Raw genomic sequence first — 24,594 nt, 5'->3', positions numbered from 1 at the left:
AGGATCTGTTCTGCTAAAACATTTAAAGGTCTATATTTATAATTGCATTGCCGTTAGATGCATTAATTTCCACGCTTTACGGCATTTGGTGGTACATATAATAATACCCATTATAAGGGGTGGGCTATGAATGTAGTGATAGATATTGCTTATAAGTATTTCGTATATTTTTTAAATTTATTGACACATATCAAAAAGAAAAACCTCTGGGTGCAAGCACATTCCAGAGGCCATGTCATAAATTATCCTTAATATATAGAGGGTTAGTCTTATTTATTACAAAAACATATTATTTATAAAAGACGTTTTTGTACACAAAATTCAGAAAAACAAAAAAAAGCCGAGTCTTTACTCGGCTTCTTGGAAGAACGGGTGGATTCGTTTCATTTCTTCACTGACGACAATGTGCTGTGGACAGACCTTCTCACAGCTTCTACATGCGACACAATTGGAAGCATTCTTTTCGAGTCGTTCGTAGTGCTCCTTCGCGAGCTCCTTGGAGCGGCTGAAGGATAGGTTATAGCTTTCAAAAACCTTTGGGATATTTATGTTCATAGGGCAAGGAAGGCAGTATTCGCAAGCAGTACAAGCGACGAGACCCATGGTAGTGAAGGCTTCTCTTCCCTTCCTGTAAAGCTCTGCTTCACTTTCCTTAAAGTGGTGATCCATCATAGCGATCTTAATATTCTGATCGACTTCTTCCTTCGTTCCCATACCACTTAAGACGACATCGACGCCCTCGGTGCTAAAGAGGTAATGTAGTGCCCACTCGACAGGAGACATTCCTTCTGGGATCGTTTCTTGAACGCTTTTCGGTGGATTTACTAGCTTTCCACCTCTTAGTGGTTCCATCACGATGACGCCTAAGCCTCTTCGTTTAGCTTCGTAGAAGCCTTCAATCGTCTGCTGATATGCTTCATCAACGTAATTCATCTGTAACTGACAGAAGTCCCAGTCGAAGCCATCGAGGATTTCCATAAATACGTCGTATTCGTCGTGGAAGCTAAAGCCGATATTTCGGATACGTCCTCGCTCCTTCTCCTTTAGGGCTTCCTTTAGGAGTTCGAGATCTTGGATCTTTTCCCAGCGTTCTCGGTTTAAGGCATGAAAGAGGTACATGTCTACGTATTCTGTTTGAAGCTTTTCTAACTGTTCATCGAGATATGTACTGAACTCTTCTGTCTTTTCAATGAGCCACACAGGTGACTTCGTCGCTAGCACGACGCGTTCTCTGTAGCCATCCTTTAGCGCTTTACCGACAGCTACTTCACTCATCTTGTTGTGATAGGGGTAGGCTGTGTCTATGTAGGTGATCCCTTGATCGATTGCATAGCGAATGAGTTCGACTGCTTCTTGTTCTAAGAGTACCTTTTCTCCATCCATTTCCTTTGAAGGCATCCTCATCGAGCCAAAGCCCAGTGGCGTAGCCAGAGGTCCATTCGTTCCTATTTTTCGCTCAATCATCTTTTCCTCCTAAAGTTAGTATAACAAATGGACAAAAGGAGTTCTATCTTTGTATGATGTTGTAAAGGAGGTACTATGAAAAAGATGATAGCTCTCTTACTACTCGTTACGGTTCTCTGTTCTTGCACCGTTTCAAGTGCTTTGGAGTATCGAAGTAAAACCCTTACATTTCAGGAGTTTCCTGACCGACTTAGAGACGAGACCGTAAAGGTTCACCGAGACTTTGCTTATAAAACGGCAAAGGACTTTTTCACCGGAGATAATGAAACCTACTCCCCTATGAGCCTCTTTCTAGCCCTGTCGATGATCACAGAAGGCGCCGAAGGGAAGACGTTTGAGGAACTAAAGGACTACCTAGGCTTCACGGGAGGCAAGGACACTTTAAAGGCTCTTGTCCAGGAAACGCAGGAAAAACTCAGCATGAAGTCCAATGGGCAAATAATCAGTTTTTCAAACTCTCTCTGGACTCAAGTTGGATTCCCTTACAAGAAGACGTTTGCCGATATCATCACGACTTCTTTCTATGGAGACCTCTTTGAAGTTCCTTTTAACAATGAAACAAAAGAGAAAATGAAAGCTTGGGTCTCTGAAAAAACCGATGGGATGATAAAACCAGCGCTTTCCATTCAGAAAGATACACTCATGGTTCTCATGAACACGACACTCTTTAAAGGTGCTTGGGGACTAGAATTCGACGATTCCGAGACGAAAAATCTCCCCTTCCATTCGCTTGATGGCGCTGTTAAAGAAGTTCCTATGATGCACTCCTTTAGGAAAGCAAGATACTTTGAAACGGGAGACTTCAAGGGAGCATCGATCATGTTTCAAAATAAATGCAATATGCATTTTATCACAGCAAAGGAAGGAAACGCTTTAGATGGTGCGCTCGAAGCCCTTCAAGGATTAAAATCTGAGGACTACTTAATGGTTGACCTCGATCTGACGCTTCCTAAGGTAAAAATTGAGTCGGAGTATCATTTAGCTGATGTATTGAAAGAGAAGACTCCTACTGTCTTTTCAGAAAACGCTGACTTCAGTGGAATTTCCGATAAAAAACTGATGGTTTCAAATGTCATCCAAGAGACAAAGCTTGAAACGAACGAAAAAGGAGCAGTGGCTGCAGGAGTGACTATTCTCGAAAAGAATGGCGGCAGTGCCCCTAGGAGCGAGATTGTCGAATTAAAGCTCGATAAGCCGTTCCTCTTTTCAATCGAAAGCGACCAAGGTGTGGTACTCTTTATAGGATCATTTGTAAAGTAAAGGAAAAACATGTTTAAGACTTATCTCATCGATCTCGATCACACACTCTTTGACTTTAACCGAGCAGAGGAAGAAGCGCTCAAAGAAGCATTTCTGCGCTTTGAAGTGCCTCATTCAGAGCATACAAGATCACGATATCTTGCGATCAATAAAAGCTACTGGGAACGCTTTGAACGAAGCGAAGTAAAAAAAGAAGATCTCCTCGTGGGACGCTTTTCGGACCTGCTCTGTGAACTAGGTCTCGACCTCGATGCAAGAAGCTTAAATGAGTATTACTTATTGAAGCTTTCTGAAAAGCCTTACCTTATACCTCATGCAAAGGAACTTTTGGAGGGTCTAAAGGGACACTTCATTGTGATCGCATCTAACGGGGCAAAAGAAACCCAGCAGAGAAAACTCGATTCTTCTGGTCTTTCGAGCTTCGTAGACGCTGTCGTTTTAGACGAGGACGCAGGCTTCCAAAAGCCTGATTCTAGGTTCTTTGAGTACATTATAAAGAAGTTTAAGTTAGAGCCAGAAGAGACTCTTATGGTAGGCGATAACCCCAAGGTCGATATTCCTGGGGCAAAGGCATTAGGCATTAAAACGTGTCTCTTCGATCCCGAAGAGAGGTACTCAGCTGTGGCTGATTACCACGTAAAAAACTTGCTAGAAATCCTAAAACTTTAGGATTTCCTGCAAGTTTTTTCTTTCATCTTTCATTTCCCGTAAAAACATTGACAATTATCACTAGAATGGTACGTTATGTATGGAGGTTATCATGACAAATAATAAGAAATTGAATGCTTGGGTCGAGGAGATGAAAGCACTCTTAAAGCCTGAGCGCGTGTACTGGTGTAACGGAAGTCAGGAAGAGTACGATCAATTGATGGACGAAATTGTTCAAAGTGGAATGGCCGTACGCCTCAATCAGGAGTCGTATCCAGGCTGTACACTCTTTCATTCCGATAGCTCCGACGTTGCGCGTGTAGAAGAGCGCACCTTTATCGCATCAAAGAAGGAAGAAGATGCAGGTCCTACCAACAACTGGACTGATCCTGTCGAATTAAAGAAAACCATGACTGCACTCTATGATGGATCAATGCAAGGCCGTACGATGTACGTCGTTCCCTTCAGCATGGGTCCCATTGGCTCCCCCTTCTCAAAGATCGGCGTAGAAATTACCGATAGCCCGTACGTCGTCTGCAACATGCGTATCATGACGAGAATGGGTCAACAAGCACTTGATGTTCTTGGAGATAACGGAGACTTTGTTCCTTGCTTACACTCTGTAGGTAAGCCACTCGCTCCCGGTGAAAAAGACACAAGCTGGCCTTGTGCTCCCATGGAAAAGAAATACATTTCGCACTTCCCAGAAGAACGCACGATCTGGAGCTACGGTAGTGGCTACGGTGGAAATGCTCTCCTTGGTAAGAAATGCTTAGCCCTTCGTATCGCATCGAGCATGGCTCGTGAAGAGGGCTGGCTTGCTGAACATATGCTCATCTTAAAGCTAACAAATCCCGAAGGTGAAGTCTTCCACGTCTGCGGTGCTTTCCCAAGCGCTTGCGGTAAGACAAACCTCGCAATGCTCGTTCCTACACTTCCTGGCTGGAAGGTAGAGACCGTAGGCGATGACATCGCTTGGATGCACTTTGGTAAAGACGGCAGACTCTATGCTATTAACCCAGAAGCTGGCTTCTTTGGCGTCGCTCCTGGTACGAGCTCCAAGTCCAACCCCAACGCAATGGAATCCCTCAAGAAGAACACGATCTTTACAAACGTCGCTCTTAAAGATAACGGCGAACCATGGTGGGAAGGAATGGACGGAGAAGTTCCTGAACATCTCATCGACTGGAAGGGTAATGACTGGTTCAAAGACAGTGGTGTAAAAGCAGCCCATCCAAACTCACGCTTCACAGCCCCTGCAAAACAATGTCCTGCGATCGCTCCAGACTGGGAAGATCCAATGGGTGTTCCGATCGATGCGATCCTCGTAGGCGGAAGAAGAAAGACGACCGTTCCGCTTGTTCACGAATCCATCGACTGGAACCATGGAATCTTCATGGGTTCTATCATGGGTAGTGAGATCACAGCAGCTGTCATCAGTGATAAGATCGGTTCTGTACGTAGAGACCCCTTCGCAATGCTGCCATTCATCGGTTATCACGTCGGTGATTATTTAAATCACTGGTTAGAAATCGGTAAAAAGGAAGGCGCAAAACTTCCTAAACTGTTCTATGTCAACTGGTTCAGAAGAGATGAAAACGATCACTTCCTATGGCCAGGCTTCGGCGACAACAGCCGTGTCCTAAAGTGGGTCAGCGAGCGCATTAGCGGTAAACGCGATGCCGTTCTAACACCTATCGGATACATGCCAAGACCAGAAGACATTGATACGACAGGCCTAGACATCGATCGTGAGACGATGGAAGAACTCCTCCACGTCGATGTAGAAGAATGGAAAAACGAAGCTGTAAGCATTCGTGAGCACTTCAAGAAGTACGGCGAAAAGATGCCAAAAGAACTCTATGAAGAGCTCGACAAGCTAGAAGAAAGATTAAATAAAGCATAAGAGGTGGCTAATGCCACCTCTTACTTTATGCTCCAAGCATTTCTTAACTGCGGTTGTAATCGCTTAAAACTCCAGGCTTTTTGACTGTTATAAAAGCTATTGGGGTCATGGATTAAAAAACCTTCGTCGTTGTAACCTACGATGACCATAAAGTGACCACCATAGCTAAAATCGCCTTTTTTCACACTTACGATGAGTAGTGCTCCGTTATCGAGCTCTTTTTTCATGCCCTTTTCAGAGATCTTTATGATCCTTGAATTCAAGTCGTACTTTTTAGGGACATCTGACATAAAGGTCCAGCTCGTTCCCTCTTTTTTCTTGTAATATCCTCCCTCTTCTGCAATATCTCTAAGCTTTAGCGGTGTAAGAGAGGTATCCTTGGTCTTAGCGATGAGGACCATACTGAGTGACGTCTGTCCACAGCCACCTCTAGCAAAAAGGCTTGGTCCTAGCTTTTCATAACCCCATCTCGGATCGGTCTGAAAAAGAAGCGGTACATCAGCTTCTTTTTCTTCCTTTGTAAGGCTCTTGTCCTTTCCAAGTTGTTCTCTTTCAAGGTAATTTCTCGCATAAAGGAAGTTTTCTGGATACTTTAGAAAGACTTCGATCACCTGATCCGGAATCTCCTCTCGATGTTCGATTAAGTAGTTGGCTTCGGGAAAGAGCTTTACGACCTTCTCAAGTTCGGTGTCGATGTTTCCATCTTCAGGGTACTTGTATTTCTCTTTGAGTTTTCCAATCTGTTCTGCATACTGCATTTCTGTATACTTCCCTAGTATCTTCGGCTCACGTATCGACTGAATGCGCTCTGTTATGGGCCCATTCATCTCTACCGCCTTATATCCTCCCACAACGAGGAGTGCAAGTATAACTACTCCGACTAACTTTTTTATCATCTTCACTTCATCCACCATTCATTTAGTTCATAATGCGGTCTGTCCTGAAATCCCTTCCAGTAGAAACCACAGTCTAATCCAACCTCTTTTCCGATCCTTGCACACTGTTCAAAGAACGCATCATCACCATAGGGATCATCTCCCCCCTTACAGATGTCGAAGGCACGCCTCGATGTATGGTTACTATGGAGTGTGTAGGTTACGATGCTTCCCTCGGTCGTTCTCCCTTTCGCATAGAGGACACGCTGACGCTCGTCTGAGCGGTAGGTCTCAGTGATCACAACGTCTAACCCCTCTTCTCTACAGCGCTCTAAGAACTCAAGAGCTTTCGCTTTTGTATGTGGGGTTAATTCGTCTAGACTATCAATTCGCTTCAAGCTTCGAATGTTTTGTTCGTCGTAGTCACCTCTATCAAAGAGCGCCGTATAGAGACCAACGCGCGGTAGGAGGACAAAAACGGTTAAGAAGAGAGCGATACCTAGGATGATCCATCTTTTCTTATTCATCTTTCCTCCTTTCCTATTCATTGTACTAAAGAAAAAAGGAAACCTTTCTTAAGATTTCCTTACTTTTCTTAATAAAAACAGTCTCTTACGATGCGCTGCATCGTATCGACCTCGAGAAAGGTCAACACCTTCTTATGAAACGTCGGATTCATGATCGGCGTTTGAGGATCTCTGACCTCGTAGAAGTAGTGCGCGAAGGCGCTAAAGACCTTTAGGTAGTGATAAGGCATGTAGGCCCGTACAAAGTTATCGAGTTCGTTTATTGAGGTTCCTCTCGCCTTTCCGTAGAGATAGTAGAAGTCTTCTTTATCGATCGCTCGGACGGAGAAGTTCGAGTTCCAAAGGCTCGTCGTCTTTGAAAAGAAGTGCGCGATGTCCTTCGCAGGATGCGAGTAATGGGCATCGGTCCAGTCAAAGAGCATGGCGTTGTGATCGACAGAAAAGTTTGTTTCCTTTAAAACGCCATGCGTAATGACGTCTTCTTCAGGGTCAAAGAGCGACGCTCTCTCTTCTGCTTCTTCCTCGGCCCATTCTAAAAAGCCTTCAAAGAAGTAGAGATGCTCTACAGAAAAGACGCCACTTGCCAAGGCATCCTTTAAAGCTTCCTTGCTTTCATTTAGGCTCGATATGATAGGGTTTTTATGTTCCAGGTCAAGAATGTCCCTACTGAAGCGGTGAATTCCACCGAACATCTGACCGACCTTTAGGTAGTCCTTTTCATATTGGAGCTCACGGCCAGGAGCGTATTCCATGAGAAGGATGGGATGCTTAAAGAGCTCACTCGATGGCAAACTCATGTATATGTTTGGCGTATGTGTCGAGAGGGAGAGCATCTTAAGAACCTCTCCTTCTTTTAAGAGAGGTCCTTCAAGCTTTGAATCCTCACACGTTTTTAAAAGGTACGGCGGATGGCCCACTGCCTTTACGAGATAGTAGTAGTAATCGTCTGCTTTAGATAGAAAGATCACCGTTAAGGATTCTCTTTTAAATTCGCCCGTTGCGACGAGACGATCTCTAGCAAAGTTTTGTAGTACTCGCCTGTACATTACTTCGCTCCACGAAACGTTTTCTGTGCGTTTTTCATCATTTCACGAATCGGTAACTGGTAGGGACAACGCGTTTCACAGACGCCGCATTCGATACAGTCGTCCTGTGTCTTTTGTAGGCCCTTTAAACGCTCTAGCGTCCATTCTTTTAGGTCGTAGCGTGTATAGTACCCTTCAAAGAGAAAGATCTGAGGAATGTTGATTCCAGCCGTACAGGGCATGCAGTAACCACATCTTCTACAGAAGTGCTCGCCGAGTTCCGTCGTTTCTTCTTCGAGCGTCATTCGCTCTTCATTAGAAAGCGGAATGTAAGGATCGACGCTCTTCACGTTTTCTTCAAGTTCTTCGATCGAGTCGATTCCTGGAATCATGGCACTGATGAAGTCTTTTTCCATGAGGTAGCGAAGTGCAAGCGACTTATTCTGAATGGCACCTCCGGCAAAGGGCTTCATAATGAGAACACCTAAGCCCTTTTGGTGGGCTTCTTCTAAGAGCGCTTGACCTTGACTTTCTACGGCATTATAGGGAAACTGGACGGTTTCAAACTTACCAGAGTGGATCGCTTCTTTTAAAAGGTCGACACTGTGACTGGTAAAGCCGATGTGACCGATGACACCCTCCTTCTTTTTTTGGAGGATGCATTCATAGGCACCGTCTTTCTCGAAAATGCGATCAAAGTCTTCTTTTTTCGAGATGTTATGAAATTGGTAGAGATCGATGTGATCGGTCTTTAGATTTCTTAGACTCGTCTCTAGATCCTCTAAGATGGAGCTGTCTCTTTTCATGCTTTTTGTAGCTAGGTAGAAATTGTCCCTACCTACCTTTTGGAGCGCTTCACCGATAAATTCTTCACTCGTCGTATATCCTCGCGCCGTATCGATAAAGTTGATACCGAGATCTTTGGCTCTCGCTAAGATCTCCGTTGTAACCTTCGCATCGACGCGCTGAAAGGGAATGCCTCCGATACTCAAGGCACTGATGAGTAAGCCTGTTTGACCTAATTTTCTTTTTTCTATCATACTTCCCTCGATTTCTCACTGACTGCTTTTACAGCCTCGTGTATGGCACTCTTAAAGCCACCCTTTTCAAGCTGTAAAAGACCTTCGATTGTAGATCCTCTGGGGGTTGTGACCATATCCTTAAGAATCATCGGATGCTTCTTGGTCTCTAAGTAGAGCTCTGCACTTCCTTTTATGGCATGAGCCATGCTATAAAAGGCGATATCTCGTGGAAGACCTTCTTTTAGGGCTGCATCAGCTAGCGCTTCCATCATTAAAAATATTGTTGCTGGGAGTGCTCCAGAGACCGCGGTAAAGCCCGGGAATAGCTCTTCGTCGAGGCGAATGACGGTAGAGAAGGTCTGAAAGAGATCCTCTACCATCTCGTATTCCGCTTCACTCATTCGTTCGTTGGCTACAAGTGCAGTCATGCCTTTACCGATGAGAGACGGAGTATTCGGCATCGCCCGAACGACCTTAGAACCTGGAAGTGCATCTTCAAGCATCGAGAGGGACCAGTTTCCTGCGATACTTACGACGATTCCTTCTTTATTTCTTCCTTCTTTTATTTCCTCAATGACTTCAGGATAGACGTAAGGCTTTACGGCTAAAAAGAGGACATCTGATTCCTTAGCGAGTTCGAGGTTTGACGTTACTTTTGCCCCCCATTCTCTTGCGAAATTCAGCTTTTCTTCTGAGCGGTTACTTACAGAAACCTCGTAACTTCCGCTCTTAAGAATCCCCTTAACGATCGCCTGGCCCATGTTTCCAAAGCCAATGACTCCGATCTTACGCTTGGGTGCGTCGGATAAATTCATCGATCTCCTCCTCGATGGTCTTTAAGGACGCTCTAAAGAAGTTGACATCGTGAACGTCGACTCCGACGCTCTTCGCTGCATCGTAGATGCTCATTCTACCCGTATTATTTAGTAGCTCATCGTATTTCTTCATGAAGCTCGGGCCCTCTTTTTCAAGCATCGCATAGAGGCCCTTAGCAAAGAGTTGACCGAAGGCATAAGGGAAGTTGTAGAAACTGAGTCCACCAGAGTAATAGTGGCCCTTTACGATCCACATGTAGCGGTGCAATAGTTCTGGGTCAAGTCCATCCCCGTAAGAATCGCGCTGTGCTTGAAGCATGAGTTCATTGAGGTCTGAGACGGAAAGACTGCGATCAGTGCGGGCTCTAAAGACATTCGATTCAAAGAGGAAGCGTGAATAGATGTCTACAATGACTTGGCAAGATCCGCTGATGGAATCCTCTAAAAGCATGATGGCTTCTTCTCCTGATGCATCTTTTAGAGCGAGCTTTGTAATAAGTGTCTCATTAAAGGTCGATGCAGTCTCTGCAATAGGCATCGAATAATCCGCGTTAAAGAGGCTTTCGTCTTTTAAGTTATAGCTATGGTATGCGTGACCGAGTTCATGCGCAAGTGTCGTCACAGAAGAGAAGTTTCCTGAGAAGTTCGCAAGGATTCGGCTCTCTTTAAGTCCATGAATCGTAGAGCAGAAGGCTCCTCCGCGCTTACCTGGTCGCGGCTCGACGTCGAGCCACTTATTATCATAGGCATGTTGGATGAAGCTTGAAAGGCGTGGTGAGACCTCTTCAAAGTTCTTTACGAGATATTCGATGGCACCTTCGTAGGTGTAGGTCTTATCACTGGAACCGATCGGTGCAAAGAGGTCGTAGAAAGGAAGACCGTTCGAATGACCTAAGTACTTTGCCTTCGCTTTTAGATAGCGGCGGAACATCGGTAGTGACTCTTTCATCGCTTGGAGAAGAGCATCTAGTGTCTCTCTGTCCATGCGTGACTCTTCAAGTGTCTGCTCGAGTGGCTCACTGTAACCGCGTAGTTTACTCATCTCGATGACTTCTCCCTTAATCGCAAGGAGAGCATTTTGGATGGGTCGCTCAATTTTTTGGAGAGCTTTAAGCTCTGCTTCATAAGCGCTCTTACGAACCTCAGGATTCTTATCGTAAGCGAGGTTTCTAAGCTCTGTGAGCGTTAGAACTTGTTCCTTGCCATCGAGCGTAATGGTCTCAGTAAGGAAGGACGTAAGCTCCTCTTGTAGCTTAGACCAAGCGGTTGAACCAGTGCTTCTAAGCTTCGAATAGAGAACCTCTTCCTTTTCAGAGAGCATTCTCGAGGACTTAAGCTTTATTTCACTCAAGAAGAACTCAAAGTCCTTTAGACGGCTGTCTTTTTCAATGAGCTCTTTTAGGTCAATGTCTTTTACGTAGCTTAATAAGAGTACTTCGATTAAAGCAAAGCTCGATGAATGGGAATAGAGCTTACTCATCGCATCGTTAGCTTCCGGATGGTCGGAGTTTACTGCAAGTGAAAGGTGGCTATAGCTCATGAGGCGGATGAAGGCATTATAAATGTCTTCGTATTTGTTAATAAAGTCGAAAAGGACCTCTTCTGGCTTATGGTCTTTTGAAAGGGTCTCTTTTGCATACGTGACAAAGTCCTCTGCCTTTTGTCCGATTCCTTCGAGGTCGCGCTTAAATTCCTCGGAATCAAAGCCAGGATATAGTGCATCTAAGTCCCAATGTAGTGGATTCATCGTTCCTCCTTATAAATTCATGATGGCATTCATCATCTGTGGTACAATCTGTTTTTTACGACTTACGACACCAGGGACAAAAACGCCCTGATCCATTTCGAGACCAAACGTACGCTCTACGACGCGTTCATTCTTTGATACATAGAAGACATAGGAGCCTTTCGCGTAGATGTCGGTTACGACGAGCATCGTTAAAAATTGCTTGCTCTCTTCGTTGAGTGAACAGAGGAAGCTTTTAATCTCATCCTTCTTTTCCTTTAAGGATTCAATATCTAACGTATAGATCTGACCAATTCCGAGCTTCTTTCCACTCACTTCAAAGATCTTATAATCCTTGTGAAAGAGCTCTTCGATGGTCGAGTCTCCGATGAGAGTGCCTGCCTTAAAGAGCTCTAAGGCATACTGCTTTCGATCGAGTCCCGTGATGGCTGCAAGGTCCACGAGCGCGAGCTCATCGACAAAAGTAGCCGTGGGAGACGTCAGATTTAGCGTATCGGAAATAATTCCTGAAAAGAGGAGACCTGCCATGTCCTTTGGAATGGGCACGTTTTTTTCTTTATAGAGCGTGTAAATGATCGTACTCGTCGATCCCCAAGGGTAGTTCTTAAAGATAATAGGAGCCTTCGTAGAGATGTCTCCGATCTTATGGTGATCGTAGATCTCCAAAATGGTCGCTTGTTCGATACCTTCAGCCGTCTGCTCCGACTCATTGTGGTCGACTAAGATGACGTTCTTACCTTTGGTAAAAAGAATGTGTTTACGACTAATGAGGCCTAAATACTTATAATCCTTGTCGACGATAGGATAACCTGAGAAGTTCGTCCTTCGAATCTCTTCGATCGCAACGTCTAAGTAAGCCGTCTCTACAAAGGACTTGATGTCCTTTGTGGTCATGATGGATTCTACAAAGTTCGCTTGGCTGACGCGCTTTGCTGCGGTGTAGGTATCCATGTCGCAAGAAAGAATCGTCACGTGCTTTTCTTTAGCGCGTTCAATGAGCGTATCGGAAATCTTTGCATTACCCGTAAGTAAGAGGAGCTGCATACTTCCTTCAATCGCTTTTTCAATGACGTCGAGTCGATCACCGACGAGAAGGACATTTCTAGGGTTATTCATAACACTCAATAGCTTTTCGTTTGTAGAGTAATAGCTCGCAACGTTTAAGCTACCAGAGAAGTGTTCACTCGCTTTTGTGATGGTACGAGCGTTTAATACCTTCTCTAAGTTTTGAAGGTTCGTGTTCAATGTGTAGATATCGCCCTGAATCATGCTCATAGCCATATCTTCCATGGTGACGACACCGACGAGTGTGTTTTCTTCGTCTGTAATAGCAGCCGTTCTCAGCTTATTTTCTAACATAAACTGGAACACTTCAAAGATACTATCTTTGGGGTGTCTGGCTGGTGCTTTGGAGTAATCGACGTCCATCACACGACTTTTTACATCTTCAATGTATTCAGGTAGTTCCACCTGAAAGCGCTTAAAGATGAATTCCGTCTCTTTATTGACCGCTCCCAAGCGACATGCCTTGGTCTTTTCACCGATGACATTTTTAAGATAACTCAGTGCCGTAGCGGAAACAATCGAATCCGTATCGGGGTTCTTATGGCCAAAGATTAACGTCATGAAGCCTCCTTTCTTCCCTTTTCATTTTAGCACTAACGTTGTAAAATAAGAATATCGAGGTAGGTATGAATATTCCAAAAGAATTGTTTGAACTCATTTCCTATATAGAAGCAAATGGCTTTGAAGCCTACATTGTCGGTGGGGCGGTTCGAGACATGCTCTTAGATATTGAACCCACGGACTTTGATATTGCAACATCCGCTCGTCCTGAGGACCTGAAGGAATTGTTCCGCTTTGCCAAAGTTATCGATACAGGCATCGAACACGGGACAGTTACGATCGTCGTCGATAAGAATTCCTATGAGGTGACGACCTTCAGAACAGATGGTGATTATAAGGATTACCGTCATCCCAGTGAGGTGCACTTTGGAACGAGCCTAAAAGAGGACCTCGCCCGAAGAGATTTTACGATCAATGCCATCGCTTATCATCCTGAAAAAGGCATCATCGACCCCTTTAATGGAATTCGATCCTTGCAGGACGGCGTCCTACAGACGGTTGGGGACCCTAAGAAGCGCTTTCAAGAGGATCCCTTAAGAATTCTTCGAGGACTTCGCTTCTTATCGAGATTTGGCCTGTTTGTAGAATACAACACGAAAAAAGCCATGCTCGATTACAAGGACCTCATCTTCTTCGTATCGAAAGAGCGCATCTTTAAAGAGCTTCAAGGAATTCTTTTAGGAAAGTACGTAAACGAAGCACTCAACACGTACAGAGAAGTCTTTTCTAGCTTCATACCAGAACTAGAAGACACCTTCTATGTAAAGCTTCCAAGCGGTGAACTCCTCTACGACCACATCGTAAGGGTCACGAGTGCAGTAAAACCAACCATACCTCTTAGACTCGCCGCCCTTCTTCACGACATCGGAAAGCCCCACGTCATGACGAATGAAAACGGCGTCGTGATGTTTCCTGAGCATGCAAAGTACTCGGATGAAATGGCTCGTAGAATTCTCTTAAACCTAAGAGTCGATTACCGCACGAGCTTCACTGTGACACAGCTCATACGCTATCATAGCGTTGAGATTGAATACGAACCCTTTGCCATCAAAGAGTGGCTCAATAAACTTGGAAAAGACTTATTCCTTGCCCTACTTGATCTGAAGGAAGCTGATGCCATCGACAAAGAAGAAAAGTACGAGCACGTGCTCGAACTCAAGCGACTTACGAATGAGATTCTCTTCGGTCAATCGGCTTTTGAACTCTCCCATTTACGAATCAATGGAACAGATCTCATAAAGGAAGGGATTAACGAGGGAACGACAATCGGTCTCATCTTAGATACCCTTTTAAAAGAAGTGATGCAAGGAAAATTAGAAAATGAACACAGCGCTCTTATAGCGCGAGCAAAAGAATTAAGGTAGGAATCACATGATCGACTTTAGAAACGCCTCATTTATGAAATTGAGGCCCGTTAACGACACAGAAAACTCCATTTATAAAGAGTTACTCCTCCCTGATGAAAAGGCACTTCAAGCCTTTAAATCCATTCGTGACATGGTCGTATTCACTTCAAAGCGAATCATTTCGATCAACGTACAGGGAATCACAGGAAAGAAGAAGGACTTCACCTCTATCCCCTACTCAAAGATTCAGACCTTTAGCATTGAAACATCTGGAACCTTTGACCTCGACACAGAACTTCATATCTGGATTTCAGGTCTTGGGGTAGTTCGTTTTGAGTTTATAGGTAGTTACGATATCACAGAGATTCAGCATTTTATCGCAGAAAGAATTCTATAAATAAAGGAGTAGGTACTCAGAAGACTGAGAGCCACTCCTTTTTCATTTCCCTTAAACCATTGCAAAATCATTCGCCATTCAGTAAAATCTATTCAAACCAAAATATTCTAAAAAGGAGGAGTCATGAAAGAATTTTTAAAAGAAGGACTAACAAAGATCATCCTGCTCATTGTTACGATCATTCTCTTGGTTGTAACGATTAAGCGTGAATGGACAGAATTGACCTACTTCATGATCGTGCTCGCTGTCATTAATATCTTCATGCTTCTAATCACGATCCTATCGCTCTATAAGAAAAACCGAGTGGCTTCTCTATCTCCAGAAGAACGAGAGAATGCCATGGCAAACTCGATCAGTTCCCATAATGCCAAGGACTCAGAGGATTAAGAAACTCACAACCGTTTAAGACGACCGAGTCCATTGTTCTCACTATGGATCTACTGAATTTTTAGCAGGAAATCAAAAGCTCTCCTTAACGCGAGTCCTTGTAGGTAGCATGATCGCAGGCTCCTTAGGTGCTGTTATCGGTGGATTAACAAGTGAAAACGTCGTCATTACGTGTCTAAAATGCGGAAAGAAGTGGAAGCCTGGGGAGTTAGAATAAGGTGAAATATACTTCTCTCTTGTTCATTTACCCTTGACTACTACAATGGATTCTGTATAATATTCTTGTTAACCATCGGGGTGTGGCTCAGTTTGGTAGAGCGCTCGGTTCGGGACCGCGAGGTCGCAGGTTCAAATCCTGTCACTCCGACCATGGATGACCTTACGTTGTAAGGTCATTTTTTTATTGAGTTTTTTCCTGTTTTTTCTTGCACTCTTCTTAAGGAAAAAAGTACAATATATATGTAAGGAGGTTCTATGAAACTCGAAATCGTAGATGGGCACACAAAGTACCCAGAAGTAAAGCAACTTCTTCGTGAATACTATCAAAGTCTTTCCATCGACTTGGCCTTTGAGGACTTCGAACACGAGCTCGATGAGCTTGCGCTTCGTTATGGTCCACCGAGAGGAAGGCTTTATGTCGCCTACGTCGACGGACTCCTAGCAGGCTGTGTGGCTCTTAAAGAACTCAATGAAAAAACGTGTGAGATGAAACGACTCTATGTAAGAAGTCGTTACCGTAAACATAAGATAGGAATCGAGCTTTCGAAGAAAATTATCGAGGAAGCAAAACCCATGTACGAAGAGATCCGCGTCAACTTCCTAGAAAGCATGATCAGTGCCAATAACCTTACAAAAGAACTGGGCTTTAAAGAAACGGGTCCAGGTTACATCTCTCCTAGAGATGGTATGAAATATATGGCGTTATCACTAAAAAAATAGCGAGGATTTTCCTCGCTATTTCCTATTTTGTTCCAAAGAGACGATCGCCTGCATCTCCAAGTCCTGGGATGATATAGGCGTTTTCGTCTAGCTTTTCATCCATGGCAGCACAGAAGATCTGTACGTCTGGATGTTCTTTATTAATGCGCTGGATGCCCTCAAGTGATGCAATGATCGAAACCCAACGAATGTGCTTTACACCGCGTGCTTTAAGCTGTGTGATACAAGCAGCTCCACTTCCACCCGTGGCAAGCATAGGATCTAAAATAATGACTTCACTCTCTGCTACGTTTGTTGGCATTTTAAAGTAGTATTCGACCGGTTCAAAGGTATCGTGGTCGCGGTAGAGACCCATGTGACCTACTTTGGCTTGTGGCATGATGTGTTGCATTCCAGAGACCATACCGAGTCCAGCACGTAAAATAGGCACGAGCGTAATCTTTTTGTCAGAAAGCATGAAAGCTTTCGTCTTTGCCATAGGCGTCTCAATTTCAACTTCCTTTAGAGGAAGATCTCTCGTCACTTCGTAAGCCATAAGCATGGAAAGCTCTTCTACGAGCTCACGAAATCCTTTTGTATCCGTTTCTGTACTTCTTAGCATGCTGACCTTGTGCTGAATCAAAGGATGATCGAACACAAAAGCTTTAAAATCTTTTTCCATCGTCGCCTCCTTTCAAAATTATAACATAATGGGTATACTCTTCAGAGAAAAGGAGTAAAAATATGAGAAAAAACTTAATCTGGCTTCTTCTTGTAGTCCTCATTCTCTTTGGTGCAAAGCATTTTCTTACGAATGCCCCTCTCGTGGAGGAGAATACACCGCCACTCGAGGTATCACATCAAGCGGATGAAGCGATCGATGAAAATGGTTCCTACACCTCGAAAGAAGATGTAAGTCAGTACCTCTTTACCTACGGAAAGCTACCTAAGAACTTCATCACGAAAAAGGAAGCACAAAAGCTCGGTTGGGATCCTCAAAAAGGAAATCTCTGGGAAGTGACAGATCGCATGAGTATCGGTGGAGACGTCTTTTCAAACCGTGAAAAGAAGCTTCCTACAGAAAAGGGCAGAAAGTACTTTGAGTGCGATATCGACTACAACGGTGGACCGCGTAATGCGAAACGAATCGTCTTTTCAAACGACGGACTCGTCTTTTACACCGATGACCACTACGAGCACTTTTCCGAGCTAAAGGAGCAGAAATGAAGACCATAAGACTCCATACAGAAGGTTTTAAGGATAAGCTATCGACCCACGAAATTCTTCAGGAAGCCTTTGACTTTCCTTCCTATTACGGTAAAAATCTAGATGCTCTTTGGGACATGCTAACGACGATTTCAGAGCCTACAAGCATCGTTCTGACTATTGACCAAGACCTCACAGAATACAGCGAGGAAACCGTCCTTACGCTCGTAGAAAGCGCACTCGAAAACGACGCTCTCACGCTCACAAAAGTAGACCAGCGCACAAAGACGATTCATGTTAAAAGAGGGTTTGATGAAGCTTCTCTTCGCTTTGTTCCCCTAGGAGCTGATCGTATCTTTGTAGAAGAGCTATCTTATAGCGACGCTTCTCTTATCGATGAGCTCTTAAGCCCTCTCGATGAGTTTGGTTCTTACTTCATTACAGAAGAGACGTGGGATGATGAATTCATTCACCGAGCTAGGATAAACCCAATAGAAAATCGTTTTAGAATGTATGAAAGGGAGATCAAATGATCTCCCTTTTAAAGTAAGAAAAATAGTAAAACGACGATCGCTAGGCCAATTCTGTACCAGCCAAAGACGGTAAAGTCGTGTTTCTTGATGTACTGTAGTAAGAACTTAATCGCAAGAACGCTTACGAAGAAGCTTACGATAAAGCCTACGGCAAGGATTGCAGCTTCGAGTCCTGTAAAGGCAAGTCCAAACTTCATTAGTTTTAAAAGACTCGCTCCAAACATGACGGGAATCGCTAGTAGGAAGGTAAAATCAGAGGCTGTCCTTCTCGATACACCGATTAAGATACCTCCTAAGATCGTCGCTCCCGAACGACTCGTTCCTGGAAAGACAGCAGCTAAGAGCTGAAAGAAGCCTATGATTAACGCTTCTTTGTAGCCGATCTCTTCTAATGCCTTGATCGTAGGAACTCTCCCCTTATTCCGTCTTTCTACGAGAATAAAGAGGATACCGAAGACGATGAGTGCAATCGCTACACTAACAGGGTTATAAAAGAGTTCTTCGATCTTATCGTCAAAGAGGATTCCTATAATTCCTGCTGGAATACAAGCGACGAGGATCTTACTCCAAAGTGTCAGTACGTCTTTTTTAAGCCCTTTTTCTGAAAAAGGCCAAATTTTAGGAAAGTATAAGACGACAACTGCAAGAATTGCTCCTAACTGGATCACAACGAGGAACATGTTCCAAAAATCAGCCGATACCTTAAGCTTAACGATCGCTTCAAGTAGGATCATGTGTCCCGTAGAACTAATGGGGAGCCATTCTGTAATGCCTTCAACAATCCCAAAGAGTATCGCCTTTAGGATTTCTAACATTTATCTACCAGCTTCTGTGCTCTGTGGTTCACTCGATACTGGTGGCGTTGGCATGTCGATGACTTTTTCTTTGTAATCAGCTGGGATTTCAAAGACGCTCGCTGGAACGTTTTCATTGTATGCTACAACTTCTTGAACTTGTTCACCCGTCTCAGATTTTGCTACGGTGAATTTTAGGTCGCCGTTTTCAAAGTAGAAGGTCATGGTGTTTGCTTGGATTGTAAGCGTTAACGTCTCATAATCTTTTCCTTTGTATTGACCCATGCCTTTAACGAATTGTTGTGCTCTTAGATTTTGAATCGTTTGCTTTGCGATCTCATCTTGTTTTACAACTTGACTGTTTTGTTGCTTATAGTAGGTCTTATCTTTGTCGTTAATGAGATATTGGAAGTTGTCTTTACTTACGAAACGACTTTCTGCAGCACCGTCCATGCTAGATGTAATGAGTGCTACATTTTCTCCATCACGGTAAGCATGAACGCGGTTTGTTGTGGTCATATCGCCAACTGTTTGAGTCTCAACGCGTTCAATGTGATACTTACTCTTAAGGATCGTCTTTTCGTAGTACTTGCTTAAGAGGTTATCTTGTTCCTGAACTTGTGCTGGTTGAATCGGTTCACCAGTTTTTGGAACAGCGACTGCCGGTTCACCTGACTTTACAGGTTCTGAACTTGGTGTTCCCTTATTAGCACAACCAGTAAATAATACGAGTGCTGCGAGTAGTAACAAGCCTATTCTTTTCATTTGTTTCTCCTTAGGATATCTGGGATGGATTTAGGATCCATTAACCCGTCGTTTTCTTGGAATCCGTACCCCACCTGAATGAGGTGAATTCCAGCATTTTGAGCCGTTAAGCGGTCCGTCTCACTATCACCTACTAAGTACGTCTCATCCTTTGTACTATTAAAGTAGTCTAGAATCTCATAGACACCGCTGGGATCTGGCTTTCTTATACCACGCTCACCTAAAACGAGGTTGAAGGTGTCGGGAAAAAAGTGATCGATGATGGTCTTTGTGAGATGGTGAGGCTTATTCGATAGCACCGCCAAAAGCGATGTTTCTTTTAGAGCTTGTAGCGTCTCTTGGATCCCTTCATAGGGCACCGTATATACTATAAGGTTTTTTTCATAAGAATTCAAATAGAATTGGAGCATTTCCTCTGATATTTCAGTCTTTGCTGCTCGCTCTAAAAGAACCCTAGAACCTTTTCCCAAGTAGCTTTTCGCCTGTTCCTCGGTGATGAGTGGAAAAGCAAAGGCTTTAAGGGTATCATTGACTGCTTCTTTTATATCTCGAATACTATCTACTAACGTTCCATCTAGATCAAAAATTACCGTTTGCATTTCATTCCTTTCTTCGCTTTGGGTATGTATAGAGCGGAGGATATAATGGAATACATTGACAAGCAAGGTTACTTTAAAGACTTTTCCTTTAAGCTCGTAGTGTTAGAGGAGCTCCTTAAAGGCTCCTGCTCCTTTTATGAAGAGGTCGATGCCCTCGTAAAAACAGGGGCATCGAGTGAAGAATTCTTAGATTTTTTTTCAAACGTTGAACTTAGCGATGAAGACCTCGACGCCGTCAAAGAATTGCACTTTGATGCAGAGGATGAAATCTACGTCTTAATCGACCCAAAGTGGGACGGAAGAGATGACGTCTTTCGCGTAAGAGACATCTCAGGAATCGAACATTTAAAAAACGTAGAACTCATCGAATATATCGATAACGTTGAGGTTTCAGAGGTGGAAAAGCTCGAAAAAATGGGTTACGAGATCATCTAAGCTCTCGAACCAAAGAGCCACTTTTCAAGAACTGCTCTAGGAGCACTTTCTCTCGCAAAGAGATTATAAAAGTGCGTAAGTCCGAGTGGCTTTTCTTTAAAAGAGCCGAAGATTCGTTGGAGCTTATCGTTAAAGAGATCGACTCCACTTTGTTCTTCGAGTTCTAAGAGGAAGCGAAGCCCATTGACGCCTGCTTCTTTTAGTTCGGAGATGGGACCCTCTTGAAGTTCACCCTCTACGAAGCGGTCGAGCTCACTTTGACTTAAAAAGTGCTCAAGACTCTTATAAGCCATGTAGCAGTAGATGGATTTTTCCATCATCTTAAAATCCGTATCAAAGTTTACAGGATAGTTAAGCTGGGCTAAATTTGTCATGACCTCGCCGAGCTTTGAATAGTCGTGAAAGGCATTCTCTTCGATAAAGAGGATGTCTTTTTTCGATTGAAGCTTGGCACCATTCGGAACCATCACAAAGTTCATCCCCTCTTCCATGACGCCATAACCATAGTGTCTCTTTAAGTAAGAGGTGCACTTTTGCATAGCTCTTAAAAGCACATCAGAAGGATTTTCCGTATAGACAAAGAATTGATTGCTTTCGTTTTGAATGGCTCTGTAAGGGCCTATAACGAGGATTAAATCGCCTGAACCGCTGAATCGATAAGCGTTCTCTTCAAAGCCTAAGAAGTCAAGGTTACAAAGAGCAATCTGATTTCCTGGAACGCGAAGTTCTAACGAGAAGTCTTCTGATAAATTAGGAATCCAGTGAACGGATGAATCGAGCACCTGAACGTTTCCGTAAGATCCAAGTAGTGGCGCATCATAAGTAAGCGAGAGCTTACTCAAACCCTTCGGTAGCTCGTACTCTCTCACGTCGTTTTCGCGCTTAGAAAAGCGATCAATCTCATACACCTCTCCATCGACCTTACATTCGTTGATCATGATGGAAGCGTTCAATTGAAAGCTTTTAGCTTTGATTTCATTTTTTTCGTACTGAAGATCGATTTTCATTAATCGAAGTGCGGGTTGAATGATAATTTTCGTTCTCATGGACACCTCTCTTTAATCACATTATAACAAAAAAGTGCCATGAGGCACTTTTTATTCTTCTTCTAAGTTGATCTTTTCACCACTTAGTACTCTTCGCATCGTACGCATCGCACAGATCTTACCACACATCGTACAGCTGTCTTCGTGCGCTGGTTTACTGGAATCGCGGTAGCGGTTAGCTTTTTCAGGATCCATGGAGAGCTCAAATTGCTTCTTCCAGTCCATGTCGTAGCGCGCTTTACTCATCTCGTCATCCCAATCTCTTGCTCCTGGAATCTTTACGATATCAGCAGCATGAGCGGCAATTTTTGAAGCAATGATGCCTTCCTTCATGTCTTCGAGATCAGGAAGTCTTAAGTGCTCTGCTGGTGTTACATAGCAGAGGAAGTCGGCTCCATGGCTTGCAGCAATCGCACCACCGATAGCGGAAGTGATGTGGTCATAGCCTGGAGCGACGTCTGTTACGATCGGTCCTAGAACGTAGAAAGGTGCACCATAACAGAGCTTCTTTTGAAGCTTCATGTTGGCTTCAATTTGATCGATACTCATATGTCCTGGGCCCTCTACGATTACCTGTACATTTTTAGCCCAGGCACGTTTTGTGAGTTCTCCAATGATCATGAGCTCTTTTAGCTGCGAAGGATCTGTGGCATCGTGCTGGGATCCTGGACGCATCGCATCACCTAAGCTAATCGTTACGTCGTATTCGTAGAGAATATCTAAGAGCTCATCGTAGTACTCGTAGAATGGATTTTCGCTGTTATTGAGTTCCATCCAAGCGAAGAGTAGACTTCCACCACGGCTTACAATTTGCGTAAGGCGTGGATTTCTCTTAAAGACTTCAATCGTTTCACGGTTCATGCCGGCATGAATGGTCATGAAGTCGACACCGTCTTCAGCGTGCTTTCGAACGACCTTTAAGAATTCATCCTTTGTGATGTCTTTTAGATCCTTTTCATAGAATCCGATCGCATCGTAGATAGGAACCGTTCCTACCATGGCTGGAGAAATCTCTACGACCTTTCGGCGAAACTCCTCGGTCTTTCCAAAACTTGAGAGGTCCATGATGGCTTCTGCTTTCATCTCGATGGCCTTTTTGACCTTATCAATTTCCTGATCAATACAAGGTAGATCTCGACTGATTCCAAGGTTAACATTGATCTTCGTTCGAAGGCCTTCTCCAACTCCTTCTGGACTTAAGCTCTTGTGTAGGCGGTTTGCAGGAATCGCGACGACTCCTCTCGCGACCTTTTCACGAATGACCTCAGGACTTAAGTTCTCCTTTTTAGCGACGGCCTCCATCTCTTTAGTAATGATTCCCTTTAAAGCTGCTTCACGTTGTGTCTTATACATGACATTCCTCCCTTAAGACTCGTATGAGTTCTTCGCGTGTATTCCTTTGCATCAAAGTAACTGCTTCTTTATAGCGCTTCAGTGCCTTCAAAGAGCCACTTTCACTGCCCTCATGGATGTAATGAGCGATGAGAGCATTGAGCATGCAGCCTGAACCACTGATCGTCTTTAAAAACGGTGCATCGAGCGTGAGCTCATTGACATCGTTTCCTACGACATAGTCGGTTTTACCGGTAAGTACAATGACCGATGAAAGCCTCTTATGAAGCTCCATGGCATCGTTTACTACATCGGCCGTTGAAAGAGTACTATCGACTCCTGCTCCGGTTGGAATCCCCGTAGAAAGTGCATGAATCTCGTCACTATTTCCCTTAATGACGGTAGGAGAACCGAGGGTAAGGAGTTCTTTTATTAAAGACCTTCGAAAGGCAGAGGTCTGAACACCTACAGGATCTAAGATGATAGGGATCCCTTTCAGGAGAGCCAGTCGATACGACTCCTTTAGAGCCTTAAAGCGATCCGAAGTAATCATGGCAAAGCTTGCAACGAGTACATCGGTCGCATTCGAAATATCTAAAGCCTCTTCCCTTTCAATACTCATGATCGGTTGATCTCCTAGTGCCATCGATACATCGGCTGTCGCTAAGAGACTGATCGGTCCCATCTGAAAGTGAACCCTCATACCATGACGCTCCTTCCCCCTCCCACTTGAATAGACGTCCTAATCTTCTTATCCATGTACTGACTCGCTTGATAAAAGCTTTCTTCGATGCTCCAATCTTTAGCAAGACCCGCTAAGAGTGCTGAACTAAAGGCACAGCCCGTCCCATGGACATCGTAAGGAAGGCGCTCCTTTGAAAGCTTATAAATCCTCTTCCCATCGAAGCACATGTCGATCAGGTCTCCTTCACTGTGCCCACCTTTTATGACGACAGGCCGTTGAAAGCGATCGTACCAGCGCTTTAAGAGTTCTTCTTGCGAAGTGTCAAGTGAAAGAATGCACTTTGCTTCGATGAGGTTCGGTGTAGAGACACTCGCGTGTGAGAGGATCTCTGTAAACGATTGATGGTCGTTTTGTGTGAGGAAGTCGTAACCAGAGGAGCTTCTTAACACGGGATCTACGACCGAGGGTAAGTCGGTATCTCTTAAAAGAGCGCTGACCCTTTCTAGATGCTTTTGAGTGAGAAGTCCTATCTTCATCCCTTTTAAAGAGATGTCAGAGAGGATGACTTCAAGCGATTCAGAAAAATAGTCTTCATCGACTTCGTAGAGTTTATGGACCATCGATGTATCTTGTACGGTGAGTGCAGTGATGAGAGATACGGGATAAAAGTCAAAGTCACGAAAAACAGCCATATCTCTTGTGATGCCCGCACCACCTGTTGGATCAAAACCTGCTAGCGTAAGAAGTGATTGCATTTAGATCGTTTCCTTCTTCAAAAAACTTAAAATAATGAGTGCAATGATCGAACCACCAATGGTGCTTACGAGGAAAGGAACGAGTACGAAGAAGGTGGTAACGTCCTTTCCTAAGATGAACTTCGCTACAGGGAAAGCTGCAATAGCCCCGATAATTCCTGTTCCAAAGACTTCACCGACTGCAGCCAAAGTCTTCTTTTTTGATGCCTTATAGACAATGCCTGCTAAGAGAGCACCAAAGATCGATCCTGGAAAGGCTAGGAGCGTTCCTGTCGAAAGAAAAACTCGTAGTGTACTGATCGCTACGGCATTAAGGACTGCATAGACAGGTCCTAAAAGCACAGCACTTAATACATTGATCGTATGCTGAATGGGAAAGCACTTGGCAACGCCTACAGGAATGACGACGAGATGTCCTAAGAGCGTTCCGATTGCTACAAATAATCCGCTGACAACAAGCTTTTTTGTGTTCATGTTTCCT

The 24,594-nt window shown here is 44.0% G+C and carries 27 protein-coding genes and 1 tRNA gene; 11 read left to right on the top strand and 17 right to left on the bottom strand.

The genetic code is table 11. The features are described from left to right. Positions 1 to 348: 348 nt before the first annotated feature. On the bottom strand, positions 349 to 1,464 hold the full coding sequence (locus ACUB3H_RS06390; RefSeq protein ID WP_459129834.1) for an aldo/keto reductase: 1,116 nt from the start codon (positions 1,462 to 1,464) through the stop codon (positions 349 to 351). 75 nt (positions 1,465 to 1,539) lie between these two features. On the opposite strand from ACUB3H_RS06390, the gene ACUB3H_RS06385 reads away from it, so the two are divergent. The 3 genes from ACUB3H_RS06385 (at position 1,540) to ACUB3H_RS06375 (ending at position 5,278) form a co-directional block, all read left to right on the top strand. After that, entirely contained in the window at positions 1,540 to 2,724 is a 1,185-nt protein-coding gene (locus ACUB3H_RS06385; RefSeq protein ID WP_459129833.1) for a serpin family protein, read from the top strand. A 9-nt stretch (positions 2,725 to 2,733) separates the two neighbouring features. Continuing rightward, entirely contained in the window at positions 2,734 to 3,393 is a 660-nt protein-coding gene (locus ACUB3H_RS06380; RefSeq protein ID WP_459129832.1) for a YjjG family noncanonical pyrimidine nucleotidase, read from the top strand. Between the two features lie 91 nt (positions 3,394 to 3,484). Then, positions 3,485 to 5,278, top strand: coding sequence for a phosphoenolpyruvate carboxykinase (GTP) (locus ACUB3H_RS06375; RefSeq protein WP_459129831.1), 1,794 nt, complete (start codon positions 3,485 to 3,487; stop codon positions 5,276 to 5,278). 20 nt (positions 5,279 to 5,298) lie between these two features. Here ACUB3H_RS06375 and ACUB3H_RS06370 read toward each other — a convergent pair whose 3' ends face one another. The 7 genes from ACUB3H_RS06370 to ACUB3H_RS06340 all read right to left on the bottom strand — a co-directional run bounded on the left by ACUB3H_RS06370 (position 5,299) and on the right by ACUB3H_RS06340 (position 12,915). Beyond that, a complete protein-coding gene (locus ACUB3H_RS06370; protein ID WP_459129830.1) occupies positions 5,299 to 6,174 on the bottom strand; it encodes a C39 family peptidase in 876 nt (291 codons plus the stop codon). A 2-nt stretch (positions 6,175 to 6,176) separates the two neighbouring features. Beyond that, complete coding sequence (locus ACUB3H_RS06365) at positions 6,177 to 6,680, bottom strand: M15 family metallopeptidase (RefSeq protein WP_459129829.1); 504 nt, start codon at positions 6,678 to 6,680, stop codon at positions 6,177 to 6,179. A 68-nt stretch (positions 6,681 to 6,748) separates the two neighbouring features. Beyond that, positions 6,749 to 7,726 carry a phosphotransferase gene (locus ACUB3H_RS06360; RefSeq protein ID WP_459129828.1) on the bottom strand — a complete coding sequence of 326 codons (978 nt, stop codon included), beginning with the start codon at positions 7,724 to 7,726 and terminating at the stop codon, positions 6,749 to 6,751. After that, positions 7,726 to 8,745, bottom strand: a complete 1,020-nt coding sequence (locus ACUB3H_RS06355; protein WP_459129827.1) for an aldo/keto reductase — start codon at positions 8,743 to 8,745, stop codon at positions 7,726 to 7,728. Before ACUB3H_RS06355 ends, ACUB3H_RS06360 begins: the two co-directional genes overlap by 1 nt. Next, positions 8,742 to 9,542, bottom strand: coding sequence for a pyrroline-5-carboxylate reductase (gene proC, locus ACUB3H_RS06350; protein ID WP_459129826.1), 801 nt, complete (start codon positions 9,540 to 9,542; stop codon positions 8,742 to 8,744). The genes ACUB3H_RS06355 and proC overlap by 4 nt, the downstream gene beginning before the upstream one ends. Next, positions 9,514 to 11,289 (bottom strand): M3 family oligoendopeptidase, encoded by a 1,776-nt coding sequence (locus ACUB3H_RS06345; protein ID WP_459129825.1) that lies wholly within the window; start codon positions 11,287 to 11,289, stop codon positions 9,514 to 9,516. Before ACUB3H_RS06345 ends, proC begins: the two co-directional genes overlap by 29 nt. Positions 11,290 to 11,298: 9 nt before the next feature. After that, entirely contained in the window at positions 11,299 to 12,915 is a 1,617-nt protein-coding gene (locus ACUB3H_RS06340; protein WP_459129824.1) for a putative manganese-dependent inorganic diphosphatase, read from the bottom strand. Between the two features lie 65 nt (positions 12,916 to 12,980). On the opposite strand from ACUB3H_RS06340, the gene ACUB3H_RS06335 reads away from it, so the two are divergent. From ACUB3H_RS06335 to ACUB3H_RS06315, 5 genes are all read left to right on the top strand, one after another. Beyond that, positions 12,981 to 14,279, top strand: a complete 1,299-nt coding sequence (locus tag ACUB3H_RS06335; RefSeq protein WP_459129823.1) for a CCA tRNA nucleotidyltransferase — start codon at positions 12,981 to 12,983, stop codon at positions 14,277 to 14,279. A gap of 7 nt (positions 14,280 to 14,286) precedes the next feature. Beyond that, entirely contained in the window at positions 14,287 to 14,658 is a 372-nt protein-coding gene (locus ACUB3H_RS06330; RefSeq protein ID WP_459129822.1) for a PH domain-containing protein, read from the top strand. 123 nt (positions 14,659 to 14,781) lie between these two features. Then, complete coding sequence (locus ACUB3H_RS06325; RefSeq protein WP_459129821.1) at positions 14,782 to 15,045, top strand: hypothetical protein; 264 nt, start codon at positions 14,782 to 14,784, stop codon at positions 15,043 to 15,045. Between the two features lie 293 nt (positions 15,046 to 15,338). Next, a tRNA-Pro gene (locus ACUB3H_RS06320) sits at positions 15,339 to 15,415 on the top strand. A 104-nt stretch (positions 15,416 to 15,519) separates the two neighbouring features. Further along, positions 15,520 to 15,984, top strand: coding sequence for a GNAT family N-acetyltransferase (locus ACUB3H_RS06315; protein WP_459129820.1), 465 nt, complete (start codon positions 15,520 to 15,522; stop codon positions 15,982 to 15,984). A gap of 22 nt (positions 15,985 to 16,006) precedes the next feature. Here the strand turns inward: ACUB3H_RS06315 and upp are convergent, their stop codons facing one another. Next, on the bottom strand, positions 16,007 to 16,645 hold the full coding sequence (upp, locus tag ACUB3H_RS06310) for a uracil phosphoribosyltransferase (protein ID WP_459129819.1): 639 nt from the start codon (positions 16,643 to 16,645) through the stop codon (positions 16,007 to 16,009). Positions 16,646 to 16,707: 62 nt separating this feature from the next. Here upp and ACUB3H_RS06305 point away from each other — a divergent pair, with 62 nt between their 5' ends. Both ACUB3H_RS06305 and ACUB3H_RS06300 read left to right on the top strand, forming a co-directional pair. Next, positions 16,708 to 17,190 (top strand): ribonuclease domain-containing protein, encoded by a 483-nt coding sequence (locus tag ACUB3H_RS06305; RefSeq protein WP_459129818.1) that lies wholly within the window; start codon positions 16,708 to 16,710, stop codon positions 17,188 to 17,190. Further along, positions 17,187 to 17,702 carry a barstar family protein gene (locus tag ACUB3H_RS06300; RefSeq protein ID WP_459129817.1) on the top strand — a complete coding sequence of 172 codons (516 nt, stop codon included), beginning with the start codon at positions 17,187 to 17,189 and terminating at the stop codon, positions 17,700 to 17,702. The genes ACUB3H_RS06305 and ACUB3H_RS06300 overlap by 4 nt, the downstream gene beginning before the upstream one ends. Before the next feature lie 8 nt (positions 17,703 to 17,710). On the opposite strand, the gene ACUB3H_RS06295 is transcribed toward ACUB3H_RS06300, so the two are convergent. Genes ACUB3H_RS06295 through ACUB3H_RS06285 form a run of 3 tightly spaced genes read right to left on the bottom strand, consistent with a single transcriptional unit; the run spans position 17,711 to position 19,860 of the window. Further along, positions 17,711 to 18,517, bottom strand: coding sequence for an undecaprenyl-diphosphate phosphatase (locus ACUB3H_RS06295; RefSeq protein WP_459129816.1), 807 nt, complete (start codon positions 18,515 to 18,517; stop codon positions 17,711 to 17,713). Further along, the gene (locus ACUB3H_RS06290) at positions 18,518 to 19,261 is read right to left on the bottom strand and encodes a hypothetical protein (protein WP_459129815.1); all 744 of its coding nucleotides are present in this window, start codon (positions 19,259 to 19,261) and stop codon (positions 18,518 to 18,520) included. Beyond that, a complete protein-coding gene (locus ACUB3H_RS06285; RefSeq protein WP_459129814.1) occupies positions 19,258 to 19,860 on the bottom strand; it encodes an HAD family hydrolase in 603 nt (200 codons plus the stop codon). The genes ACUB3H_RS06290 and ACUB3H_RS06285 overlap by 4 nt, the downstream gene beginning before the upstream one ends. Before the next feature lie 45 nt (positions 19,861 to 19,905). Between ACUB3H_RS06285 and ACUB3H_RS06280 the strand changes: the two genes are divergently transcribed. Then, entirely contained in the window at positions 19,906 to 20,295 is a 390-nt protein-coding gene (locus ACUB3H_RS06280; protein ID WP_459129813.1) for a DUF6892 domain-containing protein, read from the top strand. Here ACUB3H_RS06280 and ACUB3H_RS06275 read toward each other — a convergent pair. From ACUB3H_RS06275 to thiW, 5 genes are read right to left on the bottom strand one after another with little or no spacing between them, the layout of a single operon-like run. Further along, entirely contained in the window at positions 20,292 to 21,341 is a 1,050-nt protein-coding gene (locus ACUB3H_RS06275; RefSeq protein WP_459129812.1) for a hypothetical protein, read from the bottom strand. The two genes, ACUB3H_RS06280 and ACUB3H_RS06275, sit on opposite strands and share 4 nt — an antisense overlap. A 51-nt stretch (positions 21,342 to 21,392) precedes the next feature. After that, entirely contained in the window at positions 21,393 to 22,694 is a 1,302-nt protein-coding gene (gene thiC, locus ACUB3H_RS06270; RefSeq protein ID WP_459129811.1) for a phosphomethylpyrimidine synthase ThiC, read from the bottom strand. Next, on the bottom strand, positions 22,687 to 23,376 hold the full coding sequence (locus ACUB3H_RS06265; RefSeq protein ID WP_459129810.1) for a hydroxyethylthiazole kinase: 690 nt from the start codon (positions 23,374 to 23,376) through the stop codon (positions 22,687 to 22,689). The genes thiC and ACUB3H_RS06265 overlap by 8 nt, the downstream gene beginning before the upstream one ends. Beyond that, positions 23,373 to 24,113: a bifunctional hydroxymethylpyrimidine kinase/phosphomethylpyrimidine kinase gene (gene thiD / locus ACUB3H_RS06260; protein ID WP_459129809.1), complete on the bottom strand. Its 741-nt coding sequence runs from the start codon at positions 24,111 to 24,113 to the stop codon at positions 23,373 to 23,375. The genes ACUB3H_RS06265 and thiD overlap by 4 nt, the downstream gene beginning before the upstream one ends. Then, a complete protein-coding gene (gene thiW / locus ACUB3H_RS06255) occupies positions 24,114 to 24,587 on the bottom strand; it encodes an energy coupling factor transporter S component ThiW (RefSeq protein ID WP_459129808.1) in 474 nt (157 codons plus the stop codon). Positions 24,588 to 24,594 lie beyond the last annotated feature (7 nt).

This window comes from Guggenheimella bovis (assembly GCF_054492335.1).
Note: the sequence above shows the minus strand (reverse complement) of the source record. Positions and strands in the feature narration are given on the sequence as shown.